This window comes from Streptomyces sp. PA03-1a (assembly GCF_033792805.1).
GTDB lineage: Bacteria > Actinomycetota > Actinomycetes > Streptomycetales > Streptomycetaceae > Actinacidiphila.
Genome location: NZ_JARAVO010000224.1, coordinates 1 through 15700, shown reverse-complemented (window position 1 = coordinate 15700; position 15700 = coordinate 1). Strand labels below are relative to the sequence as shown.

Annotated in this window: 16 protein-coding genes; 6 read left to right on the top strand and 10 right to left on the bottom strand. The window is 73.3% G+C overall.

Annotated elements, in window-relative coordinates; all coding sequences use genetic code 11:
- From PV341_RS35865 to PV341_RS35855, 3 genes are all read right to left on the bottom strand, one after another.
- On the bottom strand, nt 1–2059 hold a 2059-nt coding region (locus tag PV341_RS35865), incomplete at its 3' end, for a glycosyl hydrolase family 28-related protein (RefSeq protein WP_500360003.1).
- 246 nt (nt 2060–2305) lie between these two features.
- Nucleotides 2306–2776, bottom strand: coding sequence for a hypothetical protein (locus tag PV341_RS35860; protein ID WP_500330214.1), 471 nt, complete (start codon nt 2774–2776; stop codon nt 2306–2308).
- Nucleotides 2777–2858: 82 nt separating this feature from the next.
- A complete protein-coding gene (locus PV341_RS35855; RefSeq protein WP_500360002.1) occupies nt 2859–3227 on the bottom strand; it encodes a winged helix-turn-helix transcriptional regulator in 369 nt (122 codons plus the stop codon).
- Nucleotides 3228–3291: 64 nt separating this feature from the next.
- Between PV341_RS35855 and PV341_RS35850 the strand changes: the two genes are divergently transcribed.
- On the top strand, nt 3292–4179 hold the full coding sequence (locus PV341_RS35850) for an LLM class flavin-dependent oxidoreductase (RefSeq protein ID WP_500360001.1): 888 nt from the start codon (nt 3292–3294) through the stop codon (nt 4177–4179).
- Nucleotides 4176–5531: an FAD-binding oxidoreductase gene (locus PV341_RS35845; RefSeq protein WP_500360000.1), complete on the top strand. Its 1356-nt coding sequence runs from the start codon at nt 4176–4178 to the stop codon at nt 5529–5531. The genes PV341_RS35850 and PV341_RS35845 overlap by 4 nt, the downstream gene beginning before the upstream one ends.
- Here the strand turns inward: PV341_RS35845 and PV341_RS35840 are convergent.
- The 6 genes from PV341_RS35840 to PV341_RS35815 all read right to left on the bottom strand — a co-directional run bounded on the left by PV341_RS35840 (nt 5518) and on the right by PV341_RS35815 (nt 10063).
- Nucleotides 5518–6732 (bottom strand): GDSL-type esterase/lipase family protein, encoded by a 1215-nt coding sequence (locus PV341_RS35840; RefSeq protein WP_500359999.1) that lies wholly within the window; start codon nt 6730–6732, stop codon nt 5518–5520. The two genes, PV341_RS35845 and PV341_RS35840, sit on opposite strands and share 14 nt — an antisense overlap.
- 132 nt (nt 6733–6864) lie before the next feature.
- A complete protein-coding gene (locus PV341_RS35835) occupies nt 6865–7839 on the bottom strand; it encodes a zinc-binding dehydrogenase (protein WP_500330207.1) in 975 nt (324 codons plus the stop codon).
- An 81-nt stretch (nt 7840–7920) separates the two neighbouring features.
- Nucleotides 7921–8322 (bottom strand): SHOCT domain-containing protein, encoded by a 402-nt coding sequence (locus PV341_RS35830; RefSeq protein WP_500359998.1) that lies wholly within the window; start codon nt 8320–8322, stop codon nt 7921–7923.
- 55 nt (nt 8323–8377) lie between these two features.
- A complete protein-coding gene (locus tag PV341_RS35825) occupies nt 8378–8872 on the bottom strand; it encodes a hypothetical protein (RefSeq protein ID WP_500330204.1) in 495 nt (164 codons plus the stop codon).
- Entirely contained in the window at nt 8869–9417 is a 549-nt protein-coding gene (locus PV341_RS35820) for a GNAT family N-acetyltransferase (protein WP_500330203.1), read from the bottom strand. Before PV341_RS35820 ends, PV341_RS35825 begins: the two co-directional genes overlap by 4 nt.
- A 70-nt stretch (nt 9418–9487) precedes the next feature.
- Entirely contained in the window at nt 9488–10063 is a 576-nt protein-coding gene (locus tag PV341_RS35815) for a TerD family protein (protein WP_499513210.1), read from the bottom strand.
- Nucleotides 10064–10222: 159 nt separating this feature from the next.
- Between PV341_RS35815 and arfB the strand changes: the two genes are divergently transcribed.
- On the top strand, nt 10223–10666 hold the full coding sequence (gene arfB / locus PV341_RS35810; RefSeq protein WP_500330255.1) for an alternative ribosome rescue aminoacyl-tRNA hydrolase ArfB: 444 nt from the start codon (nt 10223–10225) through the stop codon (nt 10664–10666).
- Nucleotides 10667–10706: 40 nt separating this feature from the next.
- Here the strand turns inward: arfB and PV341_RS35805 are convergent, their stop codons facing one another.
- On the bottom strand, nt 10707–11180 hold the full coding sequence (locus PV341_RS35805; protein ID WP_500330254.1) for a flavin reductase family protein: 474 nt from the start codon (nt 11178–11180) through the stop codon (nt 10707–10709).
- Nucleotides 11181–11616: 436 nt separating this feature from the next.
- Here PV341_RS35805 and cdgB point away from each other — a divergent pair, with 436 nt between their 5' ends.
- The 3 genes from cdgB (at nt 11617) to PV341_RS35790 (ending at nt 15332) form a co-directional block, all read left to right on the top strand.
- Nucleotides 11617–13263: a diguanylate cyclase CdgB gene (cdgB, locus tag PV341_RS35800; RefSeq protein ID WP_500330202.1), complete on the top strand. Its 1647-nt coding sequence runs from the start codon at nt 11617–11619 to the stop codon at nt 13261–13263.
- A gap of 134 nt (nt 13264–13397) precedes the next feature.
- Complete coding sequence (locus tag PV341_RS35795; protein ID WP_499513212.1) at nt 13398–14591, top strand: sensor histidine kinase; 1194 nt, start codon at nt 13398–13400, stop codon at nt 14589–14591.
- A gap of 42 nt (nt 14592–14633) precedes the next feature.
- On the top strand, nt 14634–15332 hold the full coding sequence (locus PV341_RS35790; protein ID WP_499513213.1) for a response regulator: 699 nt from the start codon (nt 14634–14636) through the stop codon (nt 15330–15332).
- Nucleotides 15333–15700 lie beyond the last annotated feature (368 nt).

Sequence of the window (15700 nt, the reverse complement as noted above, 5' to 3'; positions counted from 1 at the left end):
CACCATCACCTGCGACGACCGGGGGACGGTCGTCGCAGGTGATGGTGTTGGGCAGCTCCCACGCGCCCAGCCAGGGGCCCGTGGTGCCGCCGCCGTCGTTGCCGCCGAGGTCGGTCAGGGAGAACTCGGAGCCGGTGGCGGGGAAGTTGAAGGAGCCGCAGTTGTTGACGCCGACCGCGCCGACGTTGCGGGCGTCGACGTTCTCGAAGGACGCCGAGCCGGCGACCCTGGCGCTGACGACCGAGGTGCCGGTGCCGTCCACCCGGATGTCCTTGAAGTGCACGTTCGTGATCGAGTAGGTGTCCTTCACCGGCCAGTCGGCGACCAGCATGATCGCGTTGTAGGTGCTGTCGAGGAAGTGGTCGCCGGTCACGCGGATGTCGGCGTCGATGTTCCGCTCCAGGGCGTAGAACCAGATCGCGCCGAGGCCGATGTTCCAGTTCAGCTCGTACGTGCCGGCCCGCACCGTGGTGTTGCCGGTGATCCACAGGTGCCCGGTGAACGGCTGGGCGCCGAAGCGGGAGCCCACCTGGAGGGCGCTGCCCTCGCGGATGGGGTCGGCGATCAGGTTGCCGGAGACCGTGGTGTCGGTGCCGCCGTAGATCGCGATGCCGTTGGCGAGCACGGGCGTCTGCACGGTGTTGTGGTCGAAGGTGTTGCGGGCGTTGCCGGTCTTCTCCGACCACATCGCCAGCCCGTCGTCGCCGGAGTTGCGGACGAAGTTGTTGCGGACGATCGAATCCGTCACGCCGGTGTGGAAGTTGAGGCCGTCGGCGATCTGGTCGGTGATCACGTTGCCGGTGATCCGCAGGTTCGACATCGGGCCGTCGAACCACATGCCCACCTTGGTGTGGTGGATGTACAGGCCCTCGATGGTGGAGTCGCTCATCGCCCCGCCGACGCCGTTCACCTGGTCGGTGTCGATGCGTTCGCGGACGTCGCCCTCGATCGCGAAGCCCGACAGGTGGACGTCGCGGCTGCCGCCGTCCGCCGCGTCCTTGCCGTAGAAGCCGACGCCGGTGTGCACGGAGCCTCCCCCAGCCTCCGGCCGGGGGGACCCCCCTGGCGCCGGAGAGCCGAGCGCGACCTCCTTGCCCTTGATGATCGTGTACCAGCTGCCGGCGCCCTCGATCGTCACGTCGTCCACGACGATGTGCCGGTTGACCTGGTAGGTGCCCGGCGGGACGTAGACCTTCAGGTGCGCGCGGCGGGCGAAGGCGATCGCCTCGTCCAGGGCCTTGGCGGAGTCCCGGCGGCCGGTCGGGTCGGCGCCGAAGGCGAGGACGTTCGCCGCGAGGAGCGAGACGCGGGGCGGGGCGACCAGGTGGGAGTCGAGGAGGTCGACGGTCGTCGGGACGGCCCCGGAGCGCGCCGGGACGGTGAGCCGGATCCTGTCGCCCGCCTTGTACGTCCGGCCCAGCAGGAGGCGTTGCTCGTCGTAGAAGTGGTTCGGCCGGAAGGGCTTGGAGATCACCGGCGCCGGGGTGGTCGCGTTCGGCACGCAGCCGCACTCGGTGATCCACCAGTCGTCGTGGAGCAGCCCGGCCTGCGGGTCGTTGGAGAACGGGTACTGGTTGTAGAGCCAGGCGTACTGCGAGGTCAGGGTCATCGTCGTGCGGGCGTGGCCATTGACCGTCACGTCGAGCGGCGCGGTGATGCCGCCCCCGCCGGGCGCGTCCGGGACGCTGTACCGCACGGTGATCGCGTTGGCGGCGCTCGGCAGCGTGAACTCCACGTACTGGCCGCGCCGCAGGGTCACCGCCTTGCGCCCGGACGCCTCCGCGGGGAGCGTGTAGGCGGTCCGGTCCGGGCCGATGACCTCGCCGTCCGTGACGGCGTTCTCGGCCTCCTGCTCCACGAACCCGAGGTCCGCGCCACGGCCCTTGACCAGCGCCGGGTCCAGTGCCGCCCGCGTCACGACCGGCCGGGCCGCGTCCTTCGCCTTCGCGGTACCGGCCTGGGCCGCGGCACCGACCGGGCCGATGCCGACGCCGAGGCCGGCCGCCACCGCGACCACCGCCACGGCTCTTCGCCAGGCACTCCTGCTGCTCCGTGTCATCCCCAGCTCTTCTCTCGTAAGGCGCGACCGCCCGGGACGTTCGAGGCGGAGCGGACGTCGTGAGGTGAGGCGACAGTAAGGACCCGCCAGGCCGCTCCACAAGGCTCATGCGTGATGTTTTCGGCCTGATGATGGTCAAGTGCGTCTGTCTGTTTGTTTTTTGCGCTGCTTGCGCTACTCGTTGCGGAAGCGGACGGCGTGGAGCGCCCCCCGGGCCGAGCGGTGCCAGGGGTTGGTGGGGGCGGCTTACCCGCCCGGCCAGGGCCGGGACAGGGGGACCCACTCCGGTCCGCGGTGGTGCAGCCACCACTCGCCGATGGTCCGGAACTTCTCCTCGAAGGCGGCGTCCTGGCTCATGAAGCCGGTGACGGGCGCCCGCAGGCGGGTGAGGCGGCCGTCCGCCTCGCGGATCACCACCCGCCGTACGCCCATGTTCGACTCGACCCAGATGCCCTGGACGTCCGCCCAACGGACCGTCCTGCGCCGCAGGTTGTGCACCACCGCGGCCGACGGGGTGAGCGTGACACCGAACCGCGCGGAACCGAGCAGACCTGCCGGCAGCGCGAGCCACACGCCCGCCGGGAACGCGAACCCGGCGCCGGACGAGTCGGGGAAGAGCAGCGGTTCGGCGATCGCCAGGGCCGTGACGAGGACGGCGGCGGGCACCAGCGGCATCACCCTCTGGTACCAGGTCAGCCGGAAACGGACGCGCTCCATCGAACTCCCCACCCCTTGTCGGCGCATGATCGCCGACGCAGCCTGGCCGAGCGCGGCGCCGCTGTCCACCCCGGCGGGGAGGTCAGTCCGCCGGGGCGGCCGCGGGGGGCGGTCCGGGCGCGTGGCGCAGCCCGTAGGCGATGAGGGGTTCGAGGGCGGCGAGGAGCTCGGTGCCCCGGTCGGAGGGGTGGTAGAGGATCTGCACGGGGGTGCTCGGGATGACCTCGCGGCCGATGAGGCCGAGGTGCTCCATCTCCTTGAGGCGTTGTGAGAGCAGCCGGTCGGAGATGCCCGGCACCATGCGGCGGTAGTCGGTGAAGCGCCGGGCGCCGCGGGCGGCGGCCAGCAGGACGGCGCCGGTCCAGCGGCGGCCGACCTGTTCGAGGACGGCCTGGAAGGCGGTGCAGGCCTCGGCGTCGATGTCGGGCTCGGTGGTCTCGCGGGAAGTCACTTACCCAAGATTAGCGGCTAACCCTCGCCTTTGCCGAAGGTCCCGGCCCCCCGACGCTGAAGCCATGGACACCATCGACCGTGCACAGCGGCTCCGCTTCGGGCTGAGCCTCGACCCGGACGCCGGCCGTCTGCCGGAGACGCTGGAGCTGGCCGCCGCCGCGGACGCCGCGGGGCTGGACCTGCTCGCCCTGCAGGACCACCCGTACCAGCCCGGGCACCTCGACGCGCTCACGCTGTCCGCCCTGGTCGCGGCCCGCACCTCGCGCATCTCCGTCTTCACCGACGTCGCGGACCTGCGGCTGCGGCCCCCGGTCATGCTGGCCAAGACCGCCGCGAGCCTGTCCGCGGCGTCCGGCGGCCGCTTCCAGCTCGGCGTGGGCGGCGGCGGCATACCGGAGGCGATCGGCTCGATGGGGGCGGCGCCGATGCCGCCCCGCGAGGTCGTGGCGTACACGGAGGAGTCGCTGCGGATCATGCGGACCGCGCTGGACGGCGGGCCCGTGCGGCACCGCGGCGACGTGCTGACGGTGCCCGGCTACCAGGCCGGCCCGGTGCCGCCGCGCCGGGTCGAGCTGTGGCTCGGCGGGCAGCGGCCGCGGATGCTGGCGGTCGCGGGCCGGGCGGCGGACGGCTGGATCTCGCCGCTGAACATCTACGTGCCGCCGCAGGAGGTGCCCGAGCGCCAGCACGCCGTCGACGAGGCGGCCCGCGCCGCCGGACGCGATCCCGCGCACGTCCGCCGCATCTACAACGTGATCGGTGTCATCGGCGGCTCCGGTGCCCCCGGCCTCAACGGGGACGTCGGCCGGTGGGCCGACACCCTCGCCGAGTGGGCGACCTTGCTGCGCTTCGACACCTTCGTCTTCTGGCCCGTCACAGCGCACCGGCAGCAACTGGAGGTCTTCGCCGGCGAGGTCGTGCCGGCCGTCCGCGAGCGGGTGGCCCGGTGACGCCCGGCCCCGGCCCCGGCCCCGGCACCGGCACCGACCCGGCCACCGCCTTCGCGGTGCCCGCCGCCCTGGCGGAGCGGACCGTGCTCCCCGGCGACCCCCGCTACCCGCTGCTGCGCTCCACTTACACCACCGTCGCCCGCCCCGCGGCCGTGGTCCTCGTCCGCGGGCCCGGCGACATCGCCGCCGCCCTCGCCGCGGCCCGTGCGCAGGGACTGCCCGTCGCCGTGCGCTCCGGCGGCCACGGGCTGTCCGGCCGGTCGTCCAACGACGGCGGGCTCGTCATCGACCTCTCCGGGCTCGACGAGGTCCGGGTCCTGGACCGGGCGGCCCGCCTGGTGCGGGTCGGTGCGGGCGCCCGCTGGGGCCGGGTGGCGTCCACGCTCGCGGCGCACGGGCTGGCCGTCAGCTCGGGCGACCACGGCAACGTGGCGGCCGGTGGCCTGGCCACCGCGGGCGGCATCGGCTGGCTCGCCCGTACGTACGGGCTGACCGTCGACCGGGTCCGCGCCGTCGAGCTCGTCCTGGCCGACGGGACCGCGCTGCGCGCCGACGCCACCCACCACCCGGACCTGTTCTGGGCGGTGCGGGGAGCGGGCGCGGGCGTGGGGATCGTGACCGCCTTCGAGATCGAGGCGATGGACCTGGGGGACATCGGCGTGGCCCAGCTGGTCTTCGAGGCCGACCGCGCGGGCGGCGCCCTCGCGCAGTGGGCGGCCGCGATGGCCGCCGCGCCGCGCGCGCTCACCTCCGCCGCCCACCTCCTGTCCAACGGTCCGGCCCTGGCGCTCTCCGTCACCGTCGCCGTGGCCGACGACGGCCCCGACCGCGTCCGTGAGGCACTCGGCCCCCTGGTGGCGGGGCGGTACCGCCCGCTCCAGGCGACCGCCCAGCTGGCCCCGTACACCGCGCTGGTCTCCACCGCCCACCAGCACGCCAACACCGGTCAGCAGCCCGTGGTGAGCACCAACTCGCTGCTGCCCGCGATGACCCGGGACGCCGCACGCGCCGTCATGGCGACCGCGGGCGACCGGCGCCGGCCGGCCTTCGTCCAGCTGCGCTCGCTCGGGGGCGCGATCAACGACGTCCCGGCCGACGCCACCGCCTACGCCCACCGCACCCAGCAGGTCCTGGCGCAGGGGAACCTCTTCCCGCCGCACGGGCCGGACGACCTGCACCGCCTGTGGACGCCGGTCCGTGAGCTCGGCAGCGGCAGTTACGTGAACTTCGAGAGCGGCACCGGCCCCGGCGTCTTCGACCGGGCCTACCCGGGCGCCACCGGCGCGCGGGTGCGCGAGCTGTGGCGGCGCCACGACCCGGACGGCGTCCTGCGCCCGCTCACCCCCGGCTGACCGGGCCCGGGCCGGACCGGCGGCGCTCCGCGAACGGCCCGCCCGGCCCGAAGGCCAGCGCCGCGAAGCGCCGGCCCATCCGCCGGTAGCCCGCGGCGTTGGGGTGCAGGTCGTCGGGCAGGTCGGCGACGTCGCCGGGCCCGAAGAGCCGGCGGCCGTCCAGGTAGTGCAGGTTGCGGTCGCCGGAGGCGGCCCGGGCGGCCACGATCCGGGCCAGCTCCGCGCGGATGACGGTGAGCGTGAGCGCGCCGCCGGGGACGTCCGCGGCAGAACCCATGGCCACCACCCGCGGGACGGGGGCCGACAGGTCGGGCGCGGTCGGGCCGGGGGTGGTCTCCACGACCGGGCAGCTGATGGGCGACACGACCAGCAGCGGGGTGTCCGGGTGCCCGTCGCGGACGGTGTCGAGGAAGCCGTGCACCGCCGGGCCGAAGGAGCGCAGCCGGAAAGCGTCCCGGTTCACGATGTTGATGCCCAGCTTGAGGCTGATCAGGTCGGCCGGCAGGTCCCGGATGGTCCGGGCGACGTACGGGTCGAGCATCGCGTTGCCGCCGAGCCCCAGGTTGAGCAGCTCGGCCCCGGCCAGGGCCGCGGCGAGCGCAGGCCAGGTGGCGGTCGGGGACTCCGCCGCGGCGCAGTGGCTGATGGAGCTGCCGTGGTGGACCCAGCGCCGCCGGCCGCTCGGGCGCGGCGGCAGCACCTCGGCGTCCGCCCACAGCCCGACCAGCTCGGTGCGGGTCTGCTGCGGCAGCCACAGCTCGACGTCCTTCTCGCCCCGGGGCAGGTCGTGGAACCGGACCCGCCCCGGCGCCCCCAGCTCGCGCCGGGAGGACTCGGCGAACAGGTCCGGCTTGTGGAGGACGTCCCCGGGCGGCGCGGGGGCGCTGCCGGTGCGCCTGCCGTCGACGACCAGGTCGACGACCCCCGCGGGCAGCGGCTCCGAGGTCCCCGCCAGCTGCCAGACCGAGGTCAGCAGTTCCAGCTCGACCACCCGGGCGGCGGTCCGGAACGCCAGCCGTACGCCGGAGGGCAGGGCGGTCATCTCGTCCATCAGGACGTCCGGGTACTGCGCCCGCGTCCACGCCGGGAGACGCCGCGGCAGCAGCCCGGCCCTCGTCCGTTCCAGGTCGAGCGCGCCGCGGATCTCCACCGGGCCCCCGGTCAGCGGGACCGCGTGCAGGGCGTGCGTCGCTGTTGTCACGTTTTCTCCCTGCCCGGGACCGGGCGTCGGCACACGGCCGCGCCATCGGATCCGGCATCCGGTGCCGCGCCCGTGCCGATGGGCGCGGGACGTCCAGGGGTGGCGCGAGCGGATCCCAGTCCCCGGCGGCCCCTACGGGACCAGGACGACCTTGCCCATCGTGCCGCGGCCTTCCAGGGCCGTGTGCGCCGCGGCGGCCTCGGCGAGCGGGAAGCGCTGCACGGCGGGGGTGAGCCGCCCGGCCGCCCATTCGGCGAGGGCCTCCTCCTCCAGCGTCCGCAGGCCGAACCGCAGCATCGCAGGACCGAGGACGACCTGGGAGGTGATGCCGCGCGCGGCCAGTTCGCCGGGTGCGAACTCCAGCGGGCCGCCGGACGCCCAGCCGTAGACCACGTGCCGTCCGCCCGGGCCCAGCAGGTCCACCGCCCCACGGCCGAGGTCGCCGCCGACCGCGTCGAGCACGACCGTGCCCGGCCGCCCGCCGAGGGCCGCCCGGGCCGCGTCGGTCCAGCCCTCGGCGGAGTAGTCGACGGCGGCGTCCGCGCCCAGCTCCAGGACGCGCGTGGTCTTGGCCGGCCCGCCCGCGAGCCCGACGACGGCGGCGCCCGCGGTGCGCGCGGCCTGTACCAGCAGGCTGCCCAGCCCGCCCGCCGCCGCGGTGACCAGGACCGTGTCGGCGGGGCCGAGCGGTGTCTGGCGCAGGATGCCCAGGGCCGTGCGGCCGGTGCCGATCATGGCGACGGCCTCGGCGGCGTCCTTGCCGTCCGGAAGCACGTGGAGCTTCCCGACGGCGGTGACGGCGAGTTCGGCGTAGCCGCCCGGCGCCATGCCCAGATGGGCCACGACACGCCGGCCGAGCCACTCGGGGCCGACACCCTCCCCGGCGGCCTCCACGGTGCCGGCCACCTCGCGGCCCGGGACCGTGGGCAGCTCGGGCAGCGGGTAGGGGCCCTTGGGGTCGCCGGAGCGGATGGCGGTGTCGATCACGTGGACGCCGGCGGCGGCGACGGCGATGCGCACCTGGCCCGGGCCGGGCTCCGGGTCCGCGGTCCTCTCGTAGCTCAGGTTCCCGGCCGGGCCGAACGCGTGGAGACGGATGGCGTGCACGGTGCTTCCCCCTGGACACGACGACAGTGGGCGGTCGGATGATCCGCACCGCCCACTGTCCGACCTCAACCGCGGTTGAGGTCAAGCGAGGAGGTTCGCCTTCGCCTTGGTGTACTCCTCGTCGGTGATGTGGCCCTGGCTCTTGAGCTCGGCGAGCTTGGACAGCTGGTCGACGTTGCCGCCCGCCGTTCCGTCCTCGCCCGCGGCGGCCTGCCGCACGTACTGCTTGAAGGCCGCGTCCATTTCCTTCGCCTGCTTCTGGTCCCGCTCGGCCATGCCCTTGCCCCGGGCGATGACGTAGATCAGCACGCCGATGAAGGGCAGGAAGATCAGCAGGATGATCCAGCCGGCCTTGGCCCAGCCGCCGACCGTGTGGTCGCGGAAGAGGTCACCGATGATCCTGAAGAGCAGGAAGAACCACAGCACCCAGCAGAAGATCAGGAGCATCGTCCAGAAGAGGTTCAGCAGAGGGTAGTCGTCCATGCCCCAAGTGGACGGCGGCCGAACGGGTCCCGCATCCGGGATTGCGCCGTTCGGGCTACAGGCGAGGGAAACGCGCCGTCAGGTCCCAGATCACGGGGTTGGCGTCCAGACCGTCGTGCATGTCCGTCAGGTCGGCGACCAGGTCGTGCAGGAAGTCGCGGGCCTCGCTGCGCAGCTCGGCGTGGGGGAAGGAGAGCGGCCGGTCGTCCGGCGCCCAGTCGGCGCCGACGTCGACGAAGCCGAAGCGGCGTTGGAAGCGGAGCCGGTCGGTGGACTCGGTGAAGTCCAGCTCGGCGTACTGGGGGCGCGCCGCGCGGCTGCCGAGCGGGTCGCGGTCCAGCTGCTCGACGATGTCGCACAGCGCCCACGCGAAGTCGAGGACCGGCACCCATCCCCAGGCTGTGGACAGTTCGCGGTCGGCCGTCACGTCCGCCAGGTAGACGTCCCCGCAGAACAGGTCGTGGCGCAGCGCCCGTACGTCGGCGGTGCGGTAGTCGGTCTGCGGGGGGTCGGGGAAGCGGCGGGAGAGCGAGTAGCCGAGGTCGATCACCCGCCGATGGTACGCGGCGGCCCCGGCGGCAGGTCCTTGTGGAGGACGGAGCAGGGGCGGCCCATCTGCCGGTCCTCGCGGTGGTCGATCACCCGGTAGCCGAGCGTCCGCCAGAACGCCAGCGCGCCGGGGTTGCCGTCGAGCACCGCCAGGCGCACGCCGTCCCGTCCTCGCGCGCGCAGCCGTTCCTCGACCAGCCCGGCGAGTTCGCGTCCCAGGCCCGAGCGGTGCCGGCCGCCGTGCACCATCAGCAGGCCGATCCAGGGGTAGGGGTCGAGAGGATCCGGGTGTTCGGCAAGGGTGACGGCGAGGCCTGCCAGGCTCCCGTCGGCGGCGTCGTGGGCGAGCAGCACTTCCGTGGCGGGGTGGGTCAGTTCGGCGTTGACACTGCTCGCGACCTGTTCCGCCGTGACGGACCCGGGGTCGGGGAAGTCACCGGTGGCGCGGTGGAAGGCGGGGTTGGAGGCGTACAGCTCCGTCAGCCCGGCGAGGACGCCGGGCGGGAGGGAGCCGTCCACCGGTACGAGGGGTTCGAGGACCAGCATGCCCCGCACGCTAGTCGCGTGCGGGGCACCGGGCGCCGCATTAAGTGAGGCTCGTGGGACCCGACGGGTGTCAGAGGCCGACGCCGAAGTCGGTGGCGATGCCGGCGAGGCCGGAGGCGTAGCCCTGGCCGACCGCGCGGAACTTCCACTCGGCACCGTTGCGGTAGAGCTCGCCGAAGACCATGGCGGTCTCGGTGGCGGCGTCCTCGCTGAGGTCGTAGCGGGCGATCTCGGCGCCGCCGGCCTGGTTGACGATGCGGATGTAGGCGTTGCGGACCTGGCCGAAGTTCTGGCTGCGGGTCTCGGCGTCGTAGATCGAGACGGGGAAGACGATGCGCTCGATGTCGGCGGGCAGCCCCGCCAGGTTGACGTTGATCGCCTCGTCGTCGCCCGCGCCCTCGCCGGTGCGGTTGTCGCCGGTGTGGACGATGCTCTGGTCCGGCGTCTGCTTGTTGTTGAAGAAGACGAAGTAGGCGTCCGCGTAGACCTTGCCGCTCGGGTTGAGCGCGATGGCGCTCGCGTCGAGGTCGAAGTCGGTGCCGGTGGTGGTGCGCACGTCCCAGCCAAGGCCCACCGTGATGGCCGCCAGGCCCGGTGCTTCCTTGGTGAGCGAGACGTTGCCGCCCTTCGACAGGCTTACAGCCATGGGAGTCCCCTCCGTGATGTCGGTCATTCGTGCCGACGACGACGCTACCTTCACAGGGGGGAACGTCGTGAGAGGCCGGCATGGTTCCTTTACGGCGAAAAACGCCTCCCGGGCCATGTCCCGGAAAATCCTGTGACTCCGGCGGCCGTCGGCGGGATCATGGGGGACATGTCCGGGCCGCCCCCTCTCGTCGTCCGCGGCTCGGTCTCCCTTCCGGAGGCCGAGCTGATGTGGCGTTTCTCCCGGTCGTCCGGACCGGGCGGCCAGCACGTGAACACCTCCGACAGCCAGGTCGAGCTGCGATTCGATCTCGCCAATTCCGAGTCGCTGCCCCCGGTGTGGAAGAAGCGTGCCCTGGAGCGGCTCGCCTCCCGCCTGGTGGGCGGCGTCCTGGTCGTACGGGCCTCCGAGCACCGCTCGCAGTGGCGCAACCGGGAGGCGGCGATGACGCGCCTGGCGGCGCTGCTCGCCGAGGCGACGGCGCCGCCGCCGAAGGTGCGCAGGCCCACGAAGATCCCGCGCGGCATCAACGAGCGGCGGCTGCGGGAGAAGAAGCGCCGCGGCGACACCAAGCGCGGCCGGGACCCGCGGGGCTGGTCCTGAGCCCTGGCGGCGTCCTCCGTGCCCGGCCCGGCCGGGCCCCTCAGCCGAGGTGCCGGTAGCGGCCCTTGAAGTACATCAGGGGCGCGCCGTCGGCGCTGGGGGTGCGCGCGGTCAGCACGCGGGCGATCACCAGGGTGTGGTCACCCGCCGGGACGCGCTGCTCGGTCTCGCACTCCAGCACGGCCAGGCCGCCGCCGAGTATCGGAGCCCCCGAGACCTCGCCGCGGTAGTAGGCGACGTCCTCGAAGAGCAGCCGGTCGCTGATGCGGCCGCGCATGGCGAAGCGGCCGGCGATGTGCCGCTGGCTCTCGCTCAGCACGGACACCGCCCAGCGCCGCCGGCGCTCCAGCAGTTCGTCCATGCGGGACCCCTCGCGCAGGCTCACGAGCACCATGGGCGGCTCCAGGGAGACCGAGACGAAGGCGGTCGCGGTCATGCCGACGTCCTCGCCCCGCGGGCCGTCCTCGGGGTCGTGGGCGGTCACCAGGACCACCCCCGCGGCGAGGCGGCTCATGGCGGCGCGGAAGGCATCGCTGTCCACGCCCGTCAGGGGTGGCTCGGAACCGTCGGGCACGGTCCCAGGATGCGGGATGCGGGGCGCGGAGGTGATTGACTGTGACACGCCCCGACGCTAGCCGGACTGCCGCACCACCCGCATCGGACTTCGGATCGAGCCAGGTCCTAGGACCTCCCGGCCACGCCCGCTTCCGGTCGTACGACCCCCGCTCACCTGCTCGATTGTGTTCAATGGGTGAAGGCGGAACACCGGCCTGCTCTACGCTGCGTGATCGGAACACGACAATCGGATGTGACTTGAGTCACAAGGGGCATGAATTGTTGACCCTGTGTACCGGTCGAACTGCTCGCTGTGATTCAGTTGCGGTGGGAATTGGACCACAACGGACCACAAGCAGTCTCAGGAGTTGTCGTCGAGGGCCCGGGGAGAGCGCATGGACACCGAGTCGGAGCCGTATGTCCGTCTCGCGACCCTGCGCCAGGTGCACCAGGTCGTGGCCGACCTCAACTGCGCGCGCAGCCTCGCCGACACCCTGCAGGCCGTGGCCGACGGCGTCGTCAAGGGCCTCGGCTTCGAACTGGCCGTGGTCAACCTCGTCCGCCCGGACGGTGACCTGGTGGTCGCCGCCGTCGCAGGGAGCGCCGCCGCGGAGGCCCTGATGGCCGGCCGGGTCGGCTCGCGCGCCTCCTGGGAGCGCCGGCTCACCATGGGGGAGCGCTGGGGCACCCTGCGCTTCATACCCCACCACGAGGGCTGGGTCCTGGACGGCGACGACGTCCCCAGCTGGCCCGGCGACGGCCCGCCGCCCCGCTTCCCCGACGAGTGGCACCCCGAGGACCGCCTCCTCGCCCCCATGTACGCCAACCCGGCCGGCGGGGGCGAACTGATCGGCGTCATCTCCGTCGACCGTCCCGTGGGCGGCCGCCGGCCCGGCCCCTGGGGCCGCGAGGCGTTGCAGATGTACGCCTTCCAGTCCGCCATCGCCATCAGCAACGCGCGTCTACGTGCAAACATGCAACGCGCCCTGGTCCGTCTGGAGCGCGAGCAGCAGGCGCTGCGGGCCAGCGAGGAGAGCTTCCGGCAGGCCTTCGAGTACGCGCCCAGCGGCATGGCCATCGCCGAGATGGGCGGAGACCAGCACGGCAAGCTGGTCCGCACCAACGACGCGCTGTGCCGGCTGCTCGGCCGCCCGGCCGCGGTGCTGCGCCGCCACTCCTTCTCCGACCTCGTCCACCCCGAGGACGTCGGCGTCCTGCTGCGTACCAGCGCCGAGGGCGGCCGCGCCGAACTGCGGCTGCAGCGCCGCGACGGCAGTTACGTGTGGGTCAACCTGCGCAACTCCGTCGTCGCCGACACCGCCGACGGGCCGCGCTTCCTGCTCACCCACGTCGAGGACATCGAGGAGCGCAAGGGCCGCGAGATCGCCCTCGCCCACCGCGCCAGCCACGACTCGCTCACCGGCCTGCCCAACAGCGCCGAACTGCGCGCCCGGCTGTCCGGCAAGATCTGCGCCCGTCCGCAGGCCCCGGACGCCGACGGACACACCGCCGCCCACGCGGGCACCGACGAGTTCGCCTACACCTACGACTACGACCCGATCGAAAGCGCCGCCCGGCTGTCCGGCTTCGACCACCACACCCACACCGTCGCGCCCTCCGACGACGCGGACGGCGGCAAGGGCCTGGCCGTGCTCTTCTGCGACCTGGACGGCTTCAAGTCGATCAACGACCGCTTCGGCCACCACACCGGCGACGCCGTGCTCATCGAGGTCGCCCGCCGCCTCACCAGCGCGGTACGGGACGGCGACACCGTGGCCCGGCTGGGCGGCGACGAGTTCGTCGTCCTCGCCGACGGCCTCGGCCGGGAGGACGCCGAGGACCTCGCCGTCCGCCTGCGCAACGCGATCATCCCGCCGATCCGCTTCGAGGGCCGCGCGGTCCGGGTCGGGGCGAGCTTCGGCATCGGCTGGGCCGGCTGCGGCATGACCGCGGACGAGGTGCTGCAATCCGCGGACCAGCGCATGTACATCGAGAAGCGCTCCCGCAACGGCACCCGCAGCCACCGCCGCGCCGCGGGCTGACCGCACGGGGGACGCACCCCTGGCGGCCCGGTGGCCTCATCCTCGGCGGAGGGCGCGCGTCCACCCTGGGGAGTACCCCGGATCGCTCCTCCGGTTGACTCCCGCACGCATCCGGGATGCCTACGCTGGGTTACGTGCAGCGTCTCTACGATTTCCTCCGCAGGCACCCGACCTGGGTCGACGGCTTCTGGGCCCTCGTCCTGCTCGGGTTCTCCTCCCTGTGGATCGTCGCCGACGAGCTGCACGCGCACTCCCGGGTCGCCGCCGTGCCGCTGGCGCTCGCGCTGTCCGCCGTGGTCGCGCTGCGCCGCCGCATGCCGGAGAAGATGCTGCTGCTCGCCGTCCTCGTCGGGGCGCTCCAGCTGCTGCTGGACGTCCAGGTCAACCCCGGCGACTTCGCCATGCTGGTGATCATCTACACCGTCGCGGCCAACGGCGCCCGCTGGGCGTCCCGGCTCGCCCTCGCCGGCGGCCTGGTCGCCTCCACCATCTCCACGCTGCGCTGGCCCAACGAGACCGAAGGCCAATGGGCCGACGCCGTCTCCGCCGTCTTCCTCGCCGTCCCCTTCCTGCTCGCCTGGGTGATCGGCGACAGCCTCCGCACCCGCCGCGCCTACTACGCCGAGCTGGAGGAACGCGCCGCCCGCCTGCAGCGCGAACGCGAGGCCCAGTCCAAGGCCGCGGTCGCCGCCGAACGCGCCCGGATCGCGCGCGAACTGCACGACGTCGTCGCCCACAACGTCTCCGTCATGGTCGTCCAGGCCGACGGCGCGGCCTATGTGCTGGACGCCTCCCCGGAGCAGGCCAAGCAGGCCCTGGAGACCATCTCCACGACCGGCCGCCAGGCGCTCACCGAGATGCGCCGCCTGCTCGGGGTGCTGCGCGCCGGCGACGACGGGGGCGGCGAGTACGTGCCGCAGCCCGGCGTCGACCAGCTGACCGACCTCATAGAGCAGGTCCGGGGCGCCGGCCTGCCGGTCGCCTTCGAGGTCGAGGGGGAGTCCCGGCCGCTCGCCAGCGGCGTCGAGCTCACCGCGTACCGCATCGTGCAGGAGGCGCTCACCAACACCCGCAAGCACGGCGGGCCCGAGGCGCGCGCCAAGGTCCGGCTCACCTTCGGCGACGGCGACCTCAGCCTCCTCATCGAGGACGACGGCCGCGGCGCCCAGCAGGAGCTCTACGAAGGCGGCGGCGAGGACGGCCAGGGCCAGGGCCTCATCGGCATGCGCGAACGCGTCGGCATGGTCAGCGGCACCCTGGACGCCGGGCCGCGCCCCGGCGGAGGCTTCCGGATCAGCGCGGTGCTCCCGGTGAAGGCTTCCCGCTAGCGGGAAGCGAAGACGACACAAGAGGGAAAGAGGACCGGACCCATGGCGATCCGCGTGATGCTCGTCGACGACCAGGTGCTGCTGCGCACCGGCTTCCGCATGGTGCTGCAGGCCCAGCCCGACATGGAGGTCGTCGCCGAGGCCGGGGACGGCGCGGAAGCCGTCGCGACCCTGCGCACCACCCCGGTGGACGTGGTCCTCATGGACGTCCGCATGCCCCGCCTGGACGGCGTCGAGGCCACCCGCCAGATCTGCGGCGCCCCCGACCGCACCCCCGACGACGGCGGGCCCCGCGTGCTCATCCTGACCACCTTCGACCTCGACGAGTACGCCTTCTCCGCGCTCAAGGCCGGCGCGAGCGGCTTCATGCTCAAGGACGTGCCCCCGGACGAGCTGCTCACGGCGATCCGCGCCGTTCACAGCGGCGACGCGGTCGTCGCCCCCAGCACCACGCGCCGCCTGCTCGACCGCTTCACGCCGCTGCTGCCGAGCACGAGCCAGCCGACGCACAAGGAGGTGGACCGGCTGACGGACCGCGAGCGGGAGGTGCTGCTGCTGGTCGCCCAGGGGCTGTCGAACGGGGAGATCGCGGCGAAGCTGGTGCTCAGCGAGGCGACGGTGAAGACGCACGTCGGGCGCATCCTCACGAAGCTGGATCTGCGGGACCGGGTGCAGGCGGTCGTCCTCGCGTACGAGACGGGGCTCGTCCGCGCCGGCAGCGGCAGCGGCGGCGCCGCCTGACCCGTGTTTCCGTGTGCGGCGCCGTTGTGGTTGCGGTTGGCGTTTCCGGCGCAGTCACCTGGTTGCGGGTCGGCCGCTCGCCGGAGGCTGGGGGCACCCCCAGCGGTAGCTGGGGGAGGGCTGGCGTAACCCCACAACGGCGCCGCACCTGCCGGTGCCCACGGTCTCGTCGGCGTGTGCACGCCGGTGGGTGGGGGTGTGCCAACCCGTTCCGCCTTGCGGAACGACTTCCCACAACCCCCACCTCGTCCGGCCGTCATGCGCCCATACGACGGGAGGGGGTGTGGCGGGGGACCCCCATGGGGGTCCCCCCGGCCCAAGGGCTGTCTCTTTTAAAAAACAGACAGTCGCCGACCAAGTACATCATT